This is a genomic window from Acetobacter fabarum, from assembly GCF_011516925.1.
GTDB classification, from domain to species: Bacteria; Pseudomonadota; Alphaproteobacteria; order Acetobacterales; family Acetobacteraceae; genus Acetobacter; species Acetobacter fabarum.
Window position 1 is genome coordinate 204,429 of sequence record NZ_WOTG01000002.1, and the last position, 14,494, is coordinate 218,922.

Below are 14,494 nucleotides of genomic sequence, written 5' to 3' on the forward strand. Positions count from 1 at the left end.
TGCGCGGTAGAGTGGGGGCATGGAACATACCGCGCATTTTTCCCGTTCGCTGTCACTTCCGCTCATGGCGGCGGAAGCCGGACCTGCCCCTTCCTCCGACCAGAGCGCTGCTGCCCTGCCGCGCTGGGACCTGTCGGCCCTGTACGCGGGCATGGACGACCCGCAACTGGAGGCCGATCTGGCTGGAGCTGCCGCGGCTGCCAAAAGCTTTGCCAAGCTGTATCAGGGCCGCCTGAACAGCCTGAACGGCGGGCAGCTGGCGCAGGCCATGAGCGAGTTTGAAGAGATCGAGGAAAAACTGGGCCGGGCAGGCTCCTATGCCTCGCTGCTGTTTGCTGCGGATTCGTCCAACCCGTCCATCAGCCGCTTCAGCCAGTCCATTAACGAACGGCTGACCGATATTTCCACCGACCTTCTGTTCTTTGGGCTGGAACTCAACCGGCTGGAAGAGGCCGACCTTCAGGCCAAAATGGACGATCCCGCTCTTGCCCGCTGGCAGCCTTACCTGCGTGACGTGCGCATGTACCGCCCCCACCAGCTTGGCGATGACGTGGAAAAAGTGCTGCTGGAAAAATCCGTAACCGGCGCGCAGGCATGGTGCCGCCTGTTTGATGAAACCATAGCCGCTCTGCGGGTTACGGTGGATGGGCAGACCATGACGGTGGGCGATGCGCTTAACCGCCTGTCCGATACAGACCGTGGAGTGCGCGAGCGCGCAGGCAAGGCCGTGGGGAGCGTGTTTGAAGGGAATGTGCGCCTGTTTGCGCTCATTACCAACACGCTGGCCAAGGACAAATCCATATCCGACGGGTTGCGGCATTTTGCCCGCCCCACATCCTCGCGCAATCTGTCCAACATGGTGGAAGATGGCGTGGTGGATGCGCTGGTTTCAGCCGTGCGCACGGATTATCCGCGTTTGTCCCACCGTTATTATGCGCTCAAGGCCAAATGGATGGGGCTGGACAAGCTGGAGCACTGGGACCGCAACGCCCCTCTGCCCGGTTGCGAGGACCGCCAGATTCCGTGGACTGAAGCCAAATCCATTGTGCAGAAGGCGTATGACGGGTTTGACCCGCGCATGGGCAAGGTGATCAACACCTTCCTGAGCAGCCCGTGGATTGATGTGCCTCCCGCTCCCGGCAAGTCCCCCGGCGCGTTTGCCCACCCCACCGTGCCATCGGCCCACCCGTATATTCTGCTCAACTACCACGGACGCATTCGGGATGTGATGACGCTGGCGCACGAACTGGGGCACGGCGTGCATCAGGTTCTGGCGGCAAAGCAGGGTTACCTGATGTCCGACACCCCGCTCACACTGGCCGAAACCGCCAGTGTGTTTGGGGAGATGCTTACCTTCCAGTCCCTTCTGGATACGGAAAAAGACCCCGCCCGCCGCCGCCTGCTGCTGGCTGGCAAGGTGGAGGATATGCTCAACACCGTGGTGCGCCAGATTGCATTCTACGAGTTTGAAACCCGCGTGCATGACGAGCGGAAAAAAGGCGAACTGCTGCCCGAACGGATTGGTGAAATCTGGCGCGCGGTGCAGACCGAAAGCCTTGGTCCGGCCTTTAACTTTACCCCTGATTACGATGTGTTCTGGGCGTATATCCCGCACTTTATCCATTCCCCCTTCTATGTGTACGCCTATGCGTTCGGGGATTGTCTGGTAAACGCGCTGTACAAGGTGTTCAGCGAAGGGGCTCCGGGTTTTCAGGACAAGTACATTGCCATGCTGGAAGCCGGTGGCACGCTGCGCCACAAGGAACTGCTGGCCCCCTTCGGGCTGGATGCCTCGGACCCCGGTTTCTGGCGCAAGGGGCTGGATGTGATTTCCGGCTTTATTGACCAGTTGGAGCAGGCAGAGCATGGCGCGTGATCTTGATAACTCCGGCATGTTCGGGGAATTGCGGCGTATGGTGCAGACCACCGGCACGGTGGGGGGCATTGCCGCACGTATGGCCGGGCACAAAATGGGGATCCGCACCACGGGCCTGACCCACGCGGAAGACCTTAAATCCGTGCTGGGGGGGCTTAAAGGCCCGCTCATGAAGGCTGCGCAGCTTCTGGCCACCATACCCGGCGCATTGCCGGAAGAATATGCGGAGGAACTGGCCCAGCTCCAGTCCAACGCGCCACCCATGGGCTGGAACTTTGTGCGCCGCCGCATGACGGCGGAACTTGGAGCAGGGTGGGAGAAAAACTTCCGCGCCTTTGGCAAGGAGGCCGCCGCGGCTGCAAGCCTTGGGCAGGTGCACCAAGCCATTCTGGCCGATGGCCGCCGCGTGGCCTGCAAGCTCCAGTACCCGGACATGAACTCGGCAGTGGAGGCGGACCTCAAGCAGTTCCGCATGGCCATTGGTGTTTACCATAAGCTTGATAATGCCATCCGTCAGGATGATGTGGTGGAAGAACTGGCCGAACGCCTGCGGGAAGAGCTGGATTACCGGCGTGAGGCCGCCAATATGCGCCTCTATCACGCCATTTTGCGCGACTGCCCGGATGTAACCGTACCGCTGCCGGTAGATGAGCTGAGTACCCGCCGCCTGCTGACCATGGAGTGGGTTGCTGGCCAGAACCTGAATGCCGCCATCAAGGCCGGGCTTTCAGATGAGCAGAAAAAGAAAATTGCTCGTGCCCTGTTCCGGGGTTGGTACGTGCCACTCTACCAGTATGGTGTGGTGCATGGTGACCCGCATATGGGCAACTTTACCGTGCGTGAGGATGGCGGACTGAACCTGCTGGATTTTGGGGCGATCCGCATTTTCCGGCCTTCGTTCATCAAGGGTAATATCGACCTGTACAACGCCCTGCGCACGAAGGATGAGGACCTGGCCGCCCTTGCGTACGAGGCGTGGGGCTTCAAGGACCTCTCGCGCGAGAAGGTGCGTGTGCTCAATGAATGGGCAAGCCTGCTTTATGCCCCGCTCATGGATAACCGTGAGCGTTACATTCAGGAAGAGAACACCCCCGAACACGGGCGCGAGGTGTTGAGCCGTGTGCATGAAGGGCTACAAAAAACAGGGGGTGTGCGCCTGCCGCGCGAATTTGTGCTGGTGGACCGCTCGGCCATCGGGCTTGGGTCGGTATTCATGCGGCTCAAGGTTAAAATGAACTGGAGCGAACTGTTCCACGAAATTGTGGAAGGGTTTGATGAGCAGGCCCTGACCGACCGGCAGAACGCCGCCATAAAAGAGGCCCGCTTCCCCCCTGACGCACCGCCTGCCACCTAATGGGCGGGGCGCGCGTTACAGGCTTGTAACGGTGGGGTGCACAAGGGCGGATGCTCCCTTGCGCACCCCAATTTGCTTAGTAAGCTTGGTAGTTCGCCCGTTTGAGGTGCGTCTGGTTATATTCAAGCTGACGTGGGCTTAGCTGGAATCCCACCTCGAACCGGTAGTCGGAATCGACATTGCGGGGGGGAATTGGCAGGTCGATCGTGACCACCTTGCTGGTGGTGTCAAACGTTGCAAGGTTGGCCGGGAACGTAACGGTGTGGCGGAAGATGTGCTTGTTCACAATCCGGTCGCCATGCATCACGGCAATAAACCACGGTATGTTCAGCATCTCGGTAGAGGAGGCTGGGCCGCGTTCAACCGTAATATGCAGTACGACTCGGGTCTTCAGGTCCTTGGGGCCACCGGCGGAGCATTCTCCCTCCAGCTTGACAATACTGGCCCGCGCTACCAGATCACCAAAACCGGTACCTTTCCCGTTATACAGGTAATAATCCGCTGCCTCGGAGGGGATATGTGTAATGGGGCAGGCAGGTGCGAACTCCATGGAGGCGCTTTCTCCGCCACTGCAGGCCGCCAGAGTTGTCAGCAGGCCCATGGCCAGTGCGCCACAAGCAGTTACGCGGGGGAGCAGGCGGCGCAGGCGGGTAAGATCATAAGGCATGGAGTGATCCGGCATTATAAGGGGTGGAGGAACAAAAATAGGTGACGCACCAACCCGCAACGCCCGGCAGCGTGCGTGTTTCACGTCTTGAATGCTGCAAAACGGGTTGCATCACATGCGTCCTTTGCGTAGGCCACAACTGCCACGGCCTTTACCGGGTTTCGGGCGTAGCCTGTTTTCAGTATGCGTCTTCATAGCCAGTTATCTTCTCTATACAGTCCGCTGCAACTTTGGGGAACACCATGCCCGATCAAACTGACACCCTTACCACCACCCAGACCGCGGATACGCAGCATGGCCGCTCACTCAAGGTCCTTCTGGCTGGCCCGCGCGGCTTTTGCGCCGGGGTGGACCGCGCCATCCGTGTGGTGGAGGAAGCCATTCGCCGTTACGGCGCGCCGGTCTATGTTCGACACGAGATCGTTCATAACCGCACCGTTGTAGAGGAGCTGGAGGCACAGGGTGCCATCTTTGTGGAGGAACTGGACGAAGTTCCCGCAGATGGTCACGTTGTTTTTTCCGCCCATGGCGTGCCCAAGACCGTGCCGGCCGAAGCCGAGCGCCGCAACCTTTTGTATCTGGATGCCACATGCCCGCTGGTGTCCAAGGTCCACCGCGAGGCCGAGCGCCATTATGCCGCAGGTGGCCCGGAAAGCCGCCATATCCTCATGATCGGCCATGCCGGCCACCCCGAGGTTGTGGGTACCATGGGCCAGCTCCCCGCCGGGGCTGTAACCCTGATCAACGATGCAGACGAAGCCCGCAGCGTGCAGCCTGCGGACCCGAGCATGCTGGCGTTTATTACCCAGACCACCCTCTCGGTTGATGATACGGCAGAAATCGTGGACATCCTGCGTGAGCGCTTCCCCCTGATCGAAGGGCCAAAGCGCGAGGATATCTGCTACGCCACCACCAACCGGCAGGAAGCGGTCAAGACCATAGCCCCCGAGTGCGATCTGGTTATTGTTATTGGCTCGCCCAACTCCTCCAACTCCCAGCGTCTGCGGGAAGTGGCCGAACGCTCTGGCGCTGCCCGTGCCCTGCTGGTGCCCCGTCTGGATGCGCTGGACTGGTCCGTGCTTGATGGCGTGGGTACGCTGGGCATTACGGCGGGTGCCTCCGCACCGGAAGCTCTGGTGCAGGAAATGCTGGCAGAAATGGCCAAGCGTTACACCCTGTGCATTGAAGAACGGATCGTGAAGGAAGAAAACGTAACGTTCCGTCTTCCCGCACCCTTGGGCTAAAGGTGGTTTATGGCCGTTTACACGGACGTTAGCGACGAGGCGCTGCAGGACTTTCTGGCAGATTTTGCCATTGGGGATCTGGTGTCGTTCCGTGGCATTGCCGAGGGGGTGGAAAACACCAACTTCCAGCTGCGTACAACCGAGGGGGATTTTATTCTCACTCTGTACGAAAAGCGGGTGAATGCGCGTGAACTGCCCTGGTTTCTGGGTCTGATGCAGCACCTTGCGCGGGAAGGGGTTACCTGCCCGCAGCCGGTGGCAGACCGGCGGGGGGAAACGCTAAAAACCCTTGCGGGCCGTCCTGCGGCCATTACCACGTTTTTGCCCGGTGTCTGGCCGCGTACGGTGCGGGGCGAGCATTGCCGCCCTCTGGGCCGTGCGCTGGCGCAACTGCATGCGGCAGGCCGGTCCTATGCACCAGAGCGTGCCAATGCGCTGGGGCCAACCGCATGGGCACCCCTGATGCAAAGCTGCGCGGGTGGGGCCAACACGGTGCAGCCGGGTTTGCAGGCGGAGCTGGAGCAGGCTCTGGCCCGCATTGTGCCCGCATGGCCGGGCCACGGTGGCAATCCAACCCTGCCGCGCGGGCAAATTCATGCCGATCTGTTCCCCGATAACGTGTTTTTCCTCAACCACGGTGTATCGGGGCTGATTGATTTCTATTTTGCCTGCACGGACTACCTTGCATACGACGTGGCCATCTGCCTGAACGCGTGGTGCTTCCAGCCCGATGGCGCATTTAACGTGACCTTCGCCCGCCAGATGCTGCTGGGGTATGAGGAAGTACGGAAGCTTGATGAGGCCGAGTGCTATGCCATGCCGGTTCTGGCCCAAGGTGCGGCCATGCGCTTTTTGCTGACCCGGCTGTACGACTGGATCAACACTCCGGCCGATGCACTGGTCACGCCCAAAAACCCGCTGGATTACCTCAAACGGCTCAGGTTCCATCTGGCAACGCAGACTGTGGGTGGTTATGGACTCTGAACCTTCTTCCCCAACCCCGGAAAACCGGATGCAGGTTGAAATCTGGACCGATGGCGGGTGCAAACCCAACCCCGGCCCCGGCGGCTGGGGGGTGTTGCTGCGCTGCAAGGGCGTTGAGCGCGAACTCTCGGGCGGGGAACTGGCAACCACCAATAACCGCATGGAACTGACAGCCGCCGCTGAAGCACTGGAAGCGCTGACCAAGCCCTGTACCGTTAACCTGCATACCGATAGCGAATATGTGCGGAACGGCATTACGCGCTGGCATACAGGCTGGGTCCGCCGGAACTGGCGCAATGCGGCGGGGGACCCTGTTGCCAATATGGATTTGTGGCGGCGCCTGCTGGATGCGGCCAAACCGCATGATGTGTCATGGCACTGGGTCAAGGGCCACTCTGGCGTGCCGGAGAACGAACTGGTGGACCAGTTGGCCACACAGGCCCGTATCCGCATGGAAGAGCAAAAAGCAGGCGCGTAATGCCGCCTGCTGCCCACCTTTACCTTACAATCTGAGTGGTTTGTGTATCGCCCCCGGCAGGCTGGGGGCGAGCCGTGCGCCGTAGTGGCTTATGCCGCGTTATGGCTCCATGTCAGACTGGTAAATATCAATATAGTCCTGTGGCGCATCCGGCTTGGCGTTCTGGGGCTGACCAATAACCCGCACATAAATTCTGGTCGAAGGCGTTCCGCCGTTCATCAGCACGCTCCGCGCTGCCAGGCCGCGGGCAAGAGCCATGCGCCGTGGGAGCGAGGGGTCATCCGCCGACCCTGAACTATAGGCATCCACAAGGGCGCGAACATGCGGCTTGTAAGCAAGGTTCTGACCGAATGCCAGAATGGCCTGATGCGTTTCGGGGTTAAGGTCGGCCGAGCCGGGGGCAAATGTCAGGCGCACACCACCGGGAATGGGCGTGAGAGTACCGGTCGCCTGAAGCTGCACGGCAGGCTGCGGCGGAATGGGGAAGGGATGCACCTCCACATCGGAGGGGGGCGGAGTAAGCTGCGGCACACCCGGTGGCGCATTGGGGATAGTGGCTTCCGGCGCGGGGCGTACCGGGGCAGGGGCTGCAACCGGTTGTGCCTGCGCGGTGCCCGCCCCACCCGCAGGAGCAGGAGCAGGAGCAGGAGCAGGAGCAGGAGCAGGAGCAGGAGCAGGAGCAGGAGCAGGAGCAGGAGCAGGTTGGGCCGGGCCGGGAGTACCTGCTGGCGTTGGCAATGGTTGCGTGTTCTGCCCTGCTGGTGCTGGTGCTGGTGCTGGTGGCGTGGTTCGGGTGGCGGCAGCATTTGCCGTGGCGGCTGGCTGGGTGGTTCCGGGTGTGGAGGTCTGTGCCTGCGGCCGCGACGTAGGCCGGGGGGCTACGTGGCGCTGCGCGTGCGGGTGCTGGGGTGTGTTCTGCCTTGCCTGCGTGGCGGCTGTTCTGGAGGCCGCGGGGGGCTGTGCGTCTGCCAGACTGTCGAGTGCCTGTGTGTTGGTCGTGATCTGGGCATGGGCTGTGCCCGCTCCGACCAGCCCTGCGGCGCAGAGCAGGGACAGACGGCACGAAAGGGAGAACATTTTTTTCATTGCAGTGCAGACTAGCCCAGAAGGTGGGAGGGATAAAACGGGGTATTCTGGCAAGGTGGGGCAAAACGGCGCGCAGTCATGCGGAAAACTGCTCTTCTGCAATACGTTCGGAGAGTGTCTGCCCCGGATCAAACAGCAAGGTTACGGTCAGGTTACGGTCTTCGCGCACCTGAACCGAGGTCACGTCGCGCACTTCTACCGAATCGGCCACAGCAGCCACGGGCCGTTTTTCGGCCTCCATGACCGTAAAACCTACATGGGCGGTGGAGGGCAGCAGCGCGCCACGCCAGCGGCGGGGCCGAAAGGCGCATATGGGGGTAAGCGGGAGCAGATTGCCCGAAAGCGGAACAATAGGCCCGTGAGCGGAAAGGTTATAGGCGGTGGAGCCTGCCGGTGTTGCCAGTAATGCGCCATCGCAGATCAGCTCAGGTACACGGACCAGCCCATCCACATCTATGCGGAGTTTGGCGGCCTGGCGTGTCTGGCGGAACAGGTACACGTCATTCAGGGCGAGCGCTTCGTGCGTTTCATTGCTGCTGGTGGTGGCGGTCATGCGCAGCGGGTGCAGGGTGGCCGCCTGTGCGTGAAAAAGGCGGTGGGGCAGGTCTTCTTCGTCCATCGGGTTCATCAAAAACCCAACGGAGCCACAGTTCATGCCATACACCGGGGCGGTGAGCTGTGTTTCCAGCACCACGCGCAGGGTTTCGAGCATAAAGCCGTCCCCCCCCAGGCAGACAATAATTTCCGCATCGCCAGGGTGGCAGTTGCCGTAATGGGCTACCAGCCGGTCAAACTCCATCCGTGCCTCATGCGTGGGGGCGGCCATAAAGGCCAGCTTGCGCGGCGTCTGGGCAAAAAGGGGCTGCGTGGAGGGGGATGCGGCACTCATGCTCTGCCCTGTGGGTGGAGGAAGGAAGAGTGTGTCTTACCCCGCAAGACCGTGGTCCTGAAAGGGGGCGGTCTCATTTTTGGTGTGGAGGAAGGCAGGGGCCAGCCGGGTGCCCAGTAACTCGTCATAGACGCCCAGTGTTGCGTGCTGCATGGCCTCGGTTGTGTAGTGCGCCACAACTGCCTGCCGGGCGGCCGTGCCCATATGGGCGAGTGAGGCTGCCGGGGCGTTGAATACGGCCAACATGGCATCGGCCAGTGCCTCCACATTGTTGGGAGGAACAGACAGGCCGGTTACACCATTCTCCACCGTTTCCACCGCCGCCCCGTGGTGGGAGACAATAACCGGGCGGCACATGGCCTGTGCTTCCACCACAACACGGCCAAAGGGTTCGGGGCGGAGGGAGGGCACAAGCACCATGGTGGCCAGTGCCATGGCGGCGGGCATGTCCTCGCAGTGGCCGGCAAAGCGGATTCTGTCGTCCAGCCCAAGGCTGCTGGCCAGTTGGATGAGTTCCTGCACGTAGCGCCCGTCTGCCTTGTCGGACCCGGCAAACACGCAGTGCCACGGCTGGTCGGGCAGCCCGGCTTCCAGTTGCGCCAGTGCCTGCAGCACAAGGGTCTGCCCTTTCCAGCCAGTAAGCCTGCCGGGCATGAGAATAATGGCTGACCCTGCGGGAATGCCCCATTGCTCGGCAAGCTGGTGCATGCGCTGCCCGCTGACCGCATGGGGGCTGAACTGCCCTATATCCGCCCCGCGCGGAATAACCCGCAGGCGGGTGGCAGGTACATTGTAGTCCTTGTGGAGCATCCGCCCGATATGCGCGCTTATGGCAATAACCCGGTCCCCGCTGGCCAGCACGGAGTTATAGAGCTTTTTGCCCGGCATGGTGTTGGCATGCACGCCATGCCATGTGGTGACAAACGCGGTGCGGGTACGCCTGCACGCCATTCTGGCTGTCCAGGCGGGAATGCGGGAGCGGGCATGCACCAGAGCCACATTGTGCTGGCCCAGTATGCGGGCCAGTACACGGGCATTCTTCCAGACATGTGCGGGGTTGCGGCTGCCACATTCGGGGAGGGTAATATGCTCAGCCCCCAGACTCCGCAGCATGGGCACAAGGCGGCCACCGCTGCTGGCAACAAGGGCCTTGCCGCCGGCCTGAGTAATGGCCTGCGCCATTTCCAGCGTGCCGCGTTCAACCCCCCCCTGCTGCAGGGCAGGAAGAATTTGCAAAATAACAGGAGAGCTTAGAGAACTGGCCATGGTGCTCCTATTATCACGCACAGGGGCAAAAGTGCCATATTCTGAACATGCTGGGGTCCGCGCTTGACCAGTATGGGCGAGAGTTTGCTATGGATGGTCTATGAAAGCAGTTTTCTCTGCGCGTCGGTCCTTGCCCTGCATGCTGGCTGGCGCTGTTGTTCTGGCGGGAGCATCTTCGTTTGAAGATGTCGCACAGGCCCGCACGCAGCAGGCGTCGGGGGATAAAAAGCAGGTCTGGTCCGTGACCACCTGCATGGCCATGATCGGTGATGACCCCTACGGCGCGCGGGATTACGCGCTGGACTGGCTGCACCATGGCGGCGGGCGGGATGCCCGGCACTGCCACGCTCTGGCCCTGCTTGAAGCGGGGGATGAAGACGAATCCGCGCGTGAGCTGGATGAACTGGCCCACCAGACCGCACCCAAGGGGGATGTGCCGCCGCCAGCCCTGCGTGCAACTCTGGAGGATGAGGCCGCCGAGGCATGGCTTGCCGCCGGAGTGCCGGGCAAGGCGCAGGCCAGCGCGGATTTTGGGCTGCTGGCCCAACCCCATGACCAGTCCTTACAAATTGCCCGGGCGCGCAGCGTGCTGGCCCAGAACCGGGCCGATCTGGCGGAGCAGGAACTTACGGCCCTGATAGCCCACCAGCCCGGTGCCATGCCCGAAGCCTATGTTCTGCTGGCCGAGGCCGAGCGCAAGATGGGGCGGCTTGACCTTGCCATGCAGCACGTTGCCCATGCTCTGGCTGTGGCGCCAGACAGTGCAGCCGCCCTGCTGGAGCGCGGGATTATTCGCGAACGCAAGGGCGATGCCACCGGTGCACAGCAGGACTGGCAGAAGGTGCTGGACCTCTCCCCCGATAGCCACGAGGCAGACATGGCCCGTCAGGATCTGGCCGTGATGGCGGCAGACCCCGATTCTCCATGAGCGGAGGGCCGGGGCTGGACCCGCAGCGTATTCTGGTTATCCGGCTAAGTGCGCTGGGGGATTTTGTGCAGAGTTTTGGCCCGTTCGAGGCCATAAGGCGCGCACACCCCAACGCCAGCATAACCCTGCTGACAACCCGCCCCTTTGTGGACCTGGCCCGCCTTGCCCCATGGTTTGACCGTGTGGAAGTGGACCACCGCCCCCGCTGGACCAACCTTGCCGGGCTACGCACCCTAAGGCGGCAGTTGCGCGGGTATGACCGGGTCTATGATTTGCAGACATCGGGGCGCACTGCGCGGTATTTCTGGCTGGCGGGGCAGCCGGTGTGGTCCGGGCATGTGGGGCGTGCAGCCTTGCCCCACGCCAATCCGTGGCGGAACATCATGCACACACGCCCCCGCCAGCGTGACCAGTTGCGCATGGCGGGCGTTACCCCGGTGGATCGGCCCGACCTTGGCTGGCTGGTGGGCGGTGGGCCGCACCTGCCCCAGCCCTATGCCTTGCTGGTACCCGGTGCGGCCCCCCATCGCCCCGCCAAACGCTGGCCCGCGGGGCATTACGGCCAGTTGGCGGCCCAGATGGTAGCGCACGGCATAACCCCCGTTGTGGTTGGCAGTGCCGGGGAGCAGCCTCTGGCGGCACAGATCCTGCGGCATTGCCCGCAGGCGCTGGACCTGACAGGCCAGACCAGCCTGCCCGACCTGGCGGGCCTTGCCGCACGGGCATGGGGGGCGGTGGGGAACGATACAGGCCCCATGCATCTGGCTGCCGAGGTTGGGTGCCGCTGCCTTGTCCTGTTTTCGCGTGACAGTACGCCTGCGCGCACAGCCCCTTTGGGGTATGCGCCGGGGCAGGTGGACGTGTTATGGGCGCGTGATCTTGCATTCCTTTCGGTGCAGAGGGTTGCAGCCGCGCTCTGGTAGCGCCATTAAACACTCTTTGCTTTTATTCTTCCTATCCTTTTGGAGCTTGCACCTATGCCCGCTATCACCCTGCCCGACGGTTCTGTTCGCAGTTTTGACGGGCCAGTTACGGGCACTACGGTGGCAGAGTCCATTGGTGCAGGACTGGCCAAGGCCGCTTTGGCCATGGAAGTAGACGGCCAGCTCAGCGATATTCGCCAGACCATAAAAACCGATGCCAAGGTCCGCTTTATTACCAAAAAGGACCCGGAATCGCTCGAGCTGATCCGCCACGATGCCGCCCACGTGCTGGCCGAGGCCGTGCAGGAGCTGTTCCCCGGCACTCAGGTGACCATTGGCCCGTCCATTGAACACGGGTTCTATTACGATTTTTTCCGTGCCGAGCCGTTTACCCCCGAAGACTTTGCCGCCATCGAAGCCAAGATGAAGGAAATCGTGGCACGGGCCGAGCCGTTCGAGCGTGAAGTCTGGCCGCGTGATGCCGCCATTGCGTTTTTTGAAGAACGCGGCGAATCGTTCAAGGCCGAGCTGATCCGTGACCTGCCGGAAACGGAAGATATTTCCATCTACCGGCAGGGCCAGTGGCTGGACCTGTGCCGTGGCCCCCACCTGCGCACTACCAAGGATGTGGGAACCGCCTTCAAGCTGATGAAGGTCGCCGGCGCTTACTGGCGCGGGGACCACCGCAACCCCATGCTGACCCGCGTGTACGGCACCGCATGGCGCGACCAGAAGGAACTCGACGCCTATCTGCTCCAGCTTGAGGAAGCCGAAAAGCGTGACCACCGTCGCATCGGGCGGGAGATGGGGCTGTTCCATTTTCAGGAAGAGGCCGTCGGGCAGGTGTTCTGGCACGCCAAGGGCTGGCGCGTTTATTCCGTGTTGCAGGACTACATGCGCCGCGCACAGACCCGTCACGGGTACCAGGAAGTGCGCACTCCCCAGCTTGTGGACCGTGGTCTGTGGGAGGCATCGGGTCACTGGGACAAATACCGCCACCACATGTTTGTCGCCACGGTGGAGGATGAGGATAAAACCCTCGCCCTCAAACCCATGAACTGCCCGTGCCATGTGCAGATTTTCCGCCATGGGCTGCGCTCCTACCGCGAGCTGCCGCTCCGCATGGCCGAGTTTGGCGCCTGCCATCGTTACGAACCCTCGGGCGCTCTGCATGGCCTGATGCGTGTGCGTGGCTTTACGCAGGATGATGCGCATATCTTCTGCACCGAGGACCAGATCGCGGCCGAGACCGTACAGTTTGTGAAGATGCTGCACGAAGTGTACCAGGACCTCGGGTTTGAGCACGTACGCGTCAAGTTTGCTGACCGCCCCGAACAGCGCGCAGGCAGCGAAGCGGTGTGGGACAAGGCCGAAGCCGCACTTAAGGAAGCCTGCACCGTTGCCGGGGTTGAGTACGAATATAACCCGGGTGAGGGGGCATTCTATGGTCCCAAGCTCGAATTCGTGCTGCGTGACGCCATTGGCCGCGACTGGCAGTGTGGCACCTTGCAGGTGGATCTTGTTCTGCCCGAACGGCTGGATGCCAGCTATGTGGGCGAGGACTCGGCCAAGCACCGCCCCGTTATGCTGCACCGCGCCATTCTGGGCTCGTTCGAGCGGTTCCTCGGGATTCTGATCGAGCAGCACGCCGGGCGCTTCCCGCTGTGGCTGGCACCTGTTCAGGTGGTTGTGGCCTCCATTGTCAGCGATGCCGCACCCTATGCGCAGGACGTTGCCGCGGCCCTGCGTAATGCCGGGCTGGTGGCCGAGGCGGATGTCCGTAACGACAAGATCAACGCCAAGGTCCGTGAGCATAGCGTAGGCCGCGTACCGGTTATTCTGGTCGTCGGGCGGCGCGAGGCGGAGGAAGGCACTGTGGCCATGCGCCGCCTTGGCTCGCAGGCGCAGGAGGTGCTAACGCTGGATCAGGCCATTGCTGCACTCAGCCACGAAGCGACACCACCTGACCTGCGCAAAAAGGCGTGAAGCAGGCCGGGTTTTTGTGGCAATGCTGCAATGCCCCTGATTTATTGCATGGACCGCTTGATAAACAGCGGAGAATTGCGCACATACTAACCGCAGGCGGAGCACCGGGTAACGGTGCTTCTGTTTGTTTTTGAAATGTATTACAGGAGCCGACCATAGTCAGATCCCCTTACCCCGCGGCACCCAGCAAAGAAGGGCCGCGCGTGAATGAAGAAATTCGTGTGCCGCAGGTTCGCCTGATTGATGAAACAGGCGAAATGGCGGGCGTTATGTCCGTGCGTGATGCGCTTGCCCGCGCCTATGGCGTTGGGCTGGACCTGCTGGAAATAAGCCCCAATGCTGAGCCGCCGGTAGTAAAGATTCTTGACTACGGCAAGTTCAAGTACGAGCAGCAGAAAAAGCGCAACGAAGCCAAGAAAAAACAGAAAGTTATTGAAATCAAGGAAGTCAAGGTTCGTCCGAATATCGACGAAAATGACTACCAGGTTAAGATGCGCTCTGTGAAAAGCTTTATTGGCGACGGGGATAAGGTCAAGGTCACACTGCGTTTCCGTGGGCGCGAAATGGCGCATCAGGAACTGGGGATCAAGGTCCTGGAACGGATTCGGACAGAGATTGATGAACTGGCCAAGGTTGAGCAGATGCCTCGCCTTGAAAACCGCCAGATGATTATGGTGCTGGCACCGCGCTAAGCATTTTTCTGTCTGGACTGGTTATAAAAAACCGCCCGGGGTTGGCCCCCGGGCGGTTTTTTGTGCGTGCATTCTTCTATGCAGCGTTTACGCGCCCTGGCTTTGGGGCGCAGCTTACCAC

The 14,494-nt window shown here is 61.5% G+C and carries 13 protein-coding genes; 9 read left to right on the top strand and 4 right to left on the bottom strand.

The window, feature by feature from the left end; genetic code table 11:
* Positions 1 to 19: 19 nt before the first annotated feature.
* Together GOB83_RS03980 and GOB83_RS03985 are read left to right on the top strand one after the other, a co-directional pair.
* Positions 20 to 1,876, top strand: coding sequence for a M3 family oligoendopeptidase (locus tag GOB83_RS03980; RefSeq protein ID WP_165925305.1), 1,857 nt, complete (start codon positions 20 to 22; stop codon positions 1,874 to 1,876).
* Entirely contained in the window at positions 1,866 to 3,230 is a 1,365-nt protein-coding gene (locus GOB83_RS03985; protein WP_165925306.1) for an ABC1 kinase family protein, read from the top strand. The genes GOB83_RS03980 and GOB83_RS03985 overlap by 11 nt, the downstream gene beginning before the upstream one ends.
* Positions 3,231 to 3,306: 76 nt before the next feature.
* On the opposite strand, the gene GOB83_RS03990 is transcribed toward GOB83_RS03985, so the two are convergent.
* On the bottom strand, positions 3,307 to 3,897 hold the full coding sequence (locus tag GOB83_RS03990) for a hypothetical protein (protein WP_086645711.1): 591 nt from the start codon (positions 3,895 to 3,897) through the stop codon (positions 3,307 to 3,309).
* Between the two features lie 242 nt (positions 3,898 to 4,139).
* Here GOB83_RS03990 and ispH point away from each other — a divergent pair, with 242 nt between their 5' ends.
* The 3 genes from ispH to rnhA are packed head-to-tail and all read left to right on the top strand — an operon-like array spanning position 4,140 to position 6,603.
* Entirely contained in the window at positions 4,140 to 5,141 is a 1,002-nt protein-coding gene (ispH, locus tag GOB83_RS03995; protein WP_086645653.1) for a 4-hydroxy-3-methylbut-2-enyl diphosphate reductase, read from the top strand.
* A gap of 9 nt (positions 5,142 to 5,150) precedes the next feature.
* A complete protein-coding gene (locus GOB83_RS04000; RefSeq protein ID WP_165925307.1) occupies positions 5,151 to 6,125 on the top strand; it encodes a homoserine kinase in 975 nt (324 codons plus the stop codon).
* On the top strand, positions 6,115 to 6,603 hold the full coding sequence (gene rnhA / locus GOB83_RS04005; protein ID WP_086645651.1) for a ribonuclease HI: 489 nt from the start codon (positions 6,115 to 6,117) through the stop codon (positions 6,601 to 6,603). Before GOB83_RS04000 ends, rnhA begins: the two co-directional genes overlap by 11 nt.
* A 99-nt stretch (positions 6,604 to 6,702) precedes the next feature.
* Here the strand turns inward: rnhA and GOB83_RS14755 are convergent, their stop codons facing one another.
* From GOB83_RS14755 to GOB83_RS04020, 3 genes are all read right to left on the bottom strand, one after another.
* Positions 6,703 to 7,680: an OmpA family protein gene (locus GOB83_RS14755; RefSeq protein ID WP_194301281.1), complete on the bottom strand. Its 978-nt coding sequence runs from the start codon at positions 7,678 to 7,680 to the stop codon at positions 6,703 to 6,705.
* 85 nt (positions 7,681 to 7,765) lie between these two features.
* Positions 7,766 to 8,578 (bottom strand): NAD kinase, encoded by an 813-nt coding sequence (locus GOB83_RS04015; RefSeq protein WP_086645649.1) that lies wholly within the window; start codon positions 8,576 to 8,578, stop codon positions 7,766 to 7,768.
* Between the two features lie 36 nt (positions 8,579 to 8,614).
* Positions 8,615 to 9,844 (bottom strand): glycosyltransferase family 4 protein, encoded by a 1,230-nt coding sequence (locus tag GOB83_RS04020; RefSeq protein ID WP_165925308.1) that lies wholly within the window; start codon positions 9,842 to 9,844, stop codon positions 8,615 to 8,617.
* Positions 9,845 to 9,944: 100 nt separating this feature from the next.
* Here GOB83_RS04020 and GOB83_RS04025 point away from each other — a divergent pair, with 100 nt between their 5' ends.
* From GOB83_RS04025 to infC, 4 genes are all read left to right on the top strand, one after another.
* Complete coding sequence (locus GOB83_RS04025; RefSeq protein ID WP_086645647.1) at positions 9,945 to 10,772, top strand: tetratricopeptide repeat protein; 828 nt, start codon at positions 9,945 to 9,947, stop codon at positions 10,770 to 10,772.
* A complete protein-coding gene (locus GOB83_RS04030; RefSeq protein WP_165925309.1) occupies positions 10,769 to 11,695 on the top strand; it encodes a glycosyltransferase family 9 protein in 927 nt (308 codons plus the stop codon). The genes GOB83_RS04025 and GOB83_RS04030 overlap by 4 nt, the downstream gene beginning before the upstream one ends.
* Before the next feature lie 54 nt (positions 11,696 to 11,749).
* Positions 11,750 to 13,681 carry a threonine--tRNA ligase gene (thrS, locus tag GOB83_RS04035; protein ID WP_165925310.1) on the top strand — a complete coding sequence of 644 codons (1,932 nt, stop codon included), beginning with the start codon at positions 11,750 to 11,752 and terminating at the stop codon, positions 13,679 to 13,681.
* Between the two features lie 155 nt (positions 13,682 to 13,836).
* Positions 13,837 to 14,373: a translation initiation factor IF-3 gene (gene infC, locus GOB83_RS04040; protein ID WP_059024330.1), complete on the top strand. Its 537-nt coding sequence runs from the start codon at positions 13,837 to 13,839 to the stop codon at positions 14,371 to 14,373.
* Positions 14,374 to 14,494: the final 121 nt, after the last annotated feature.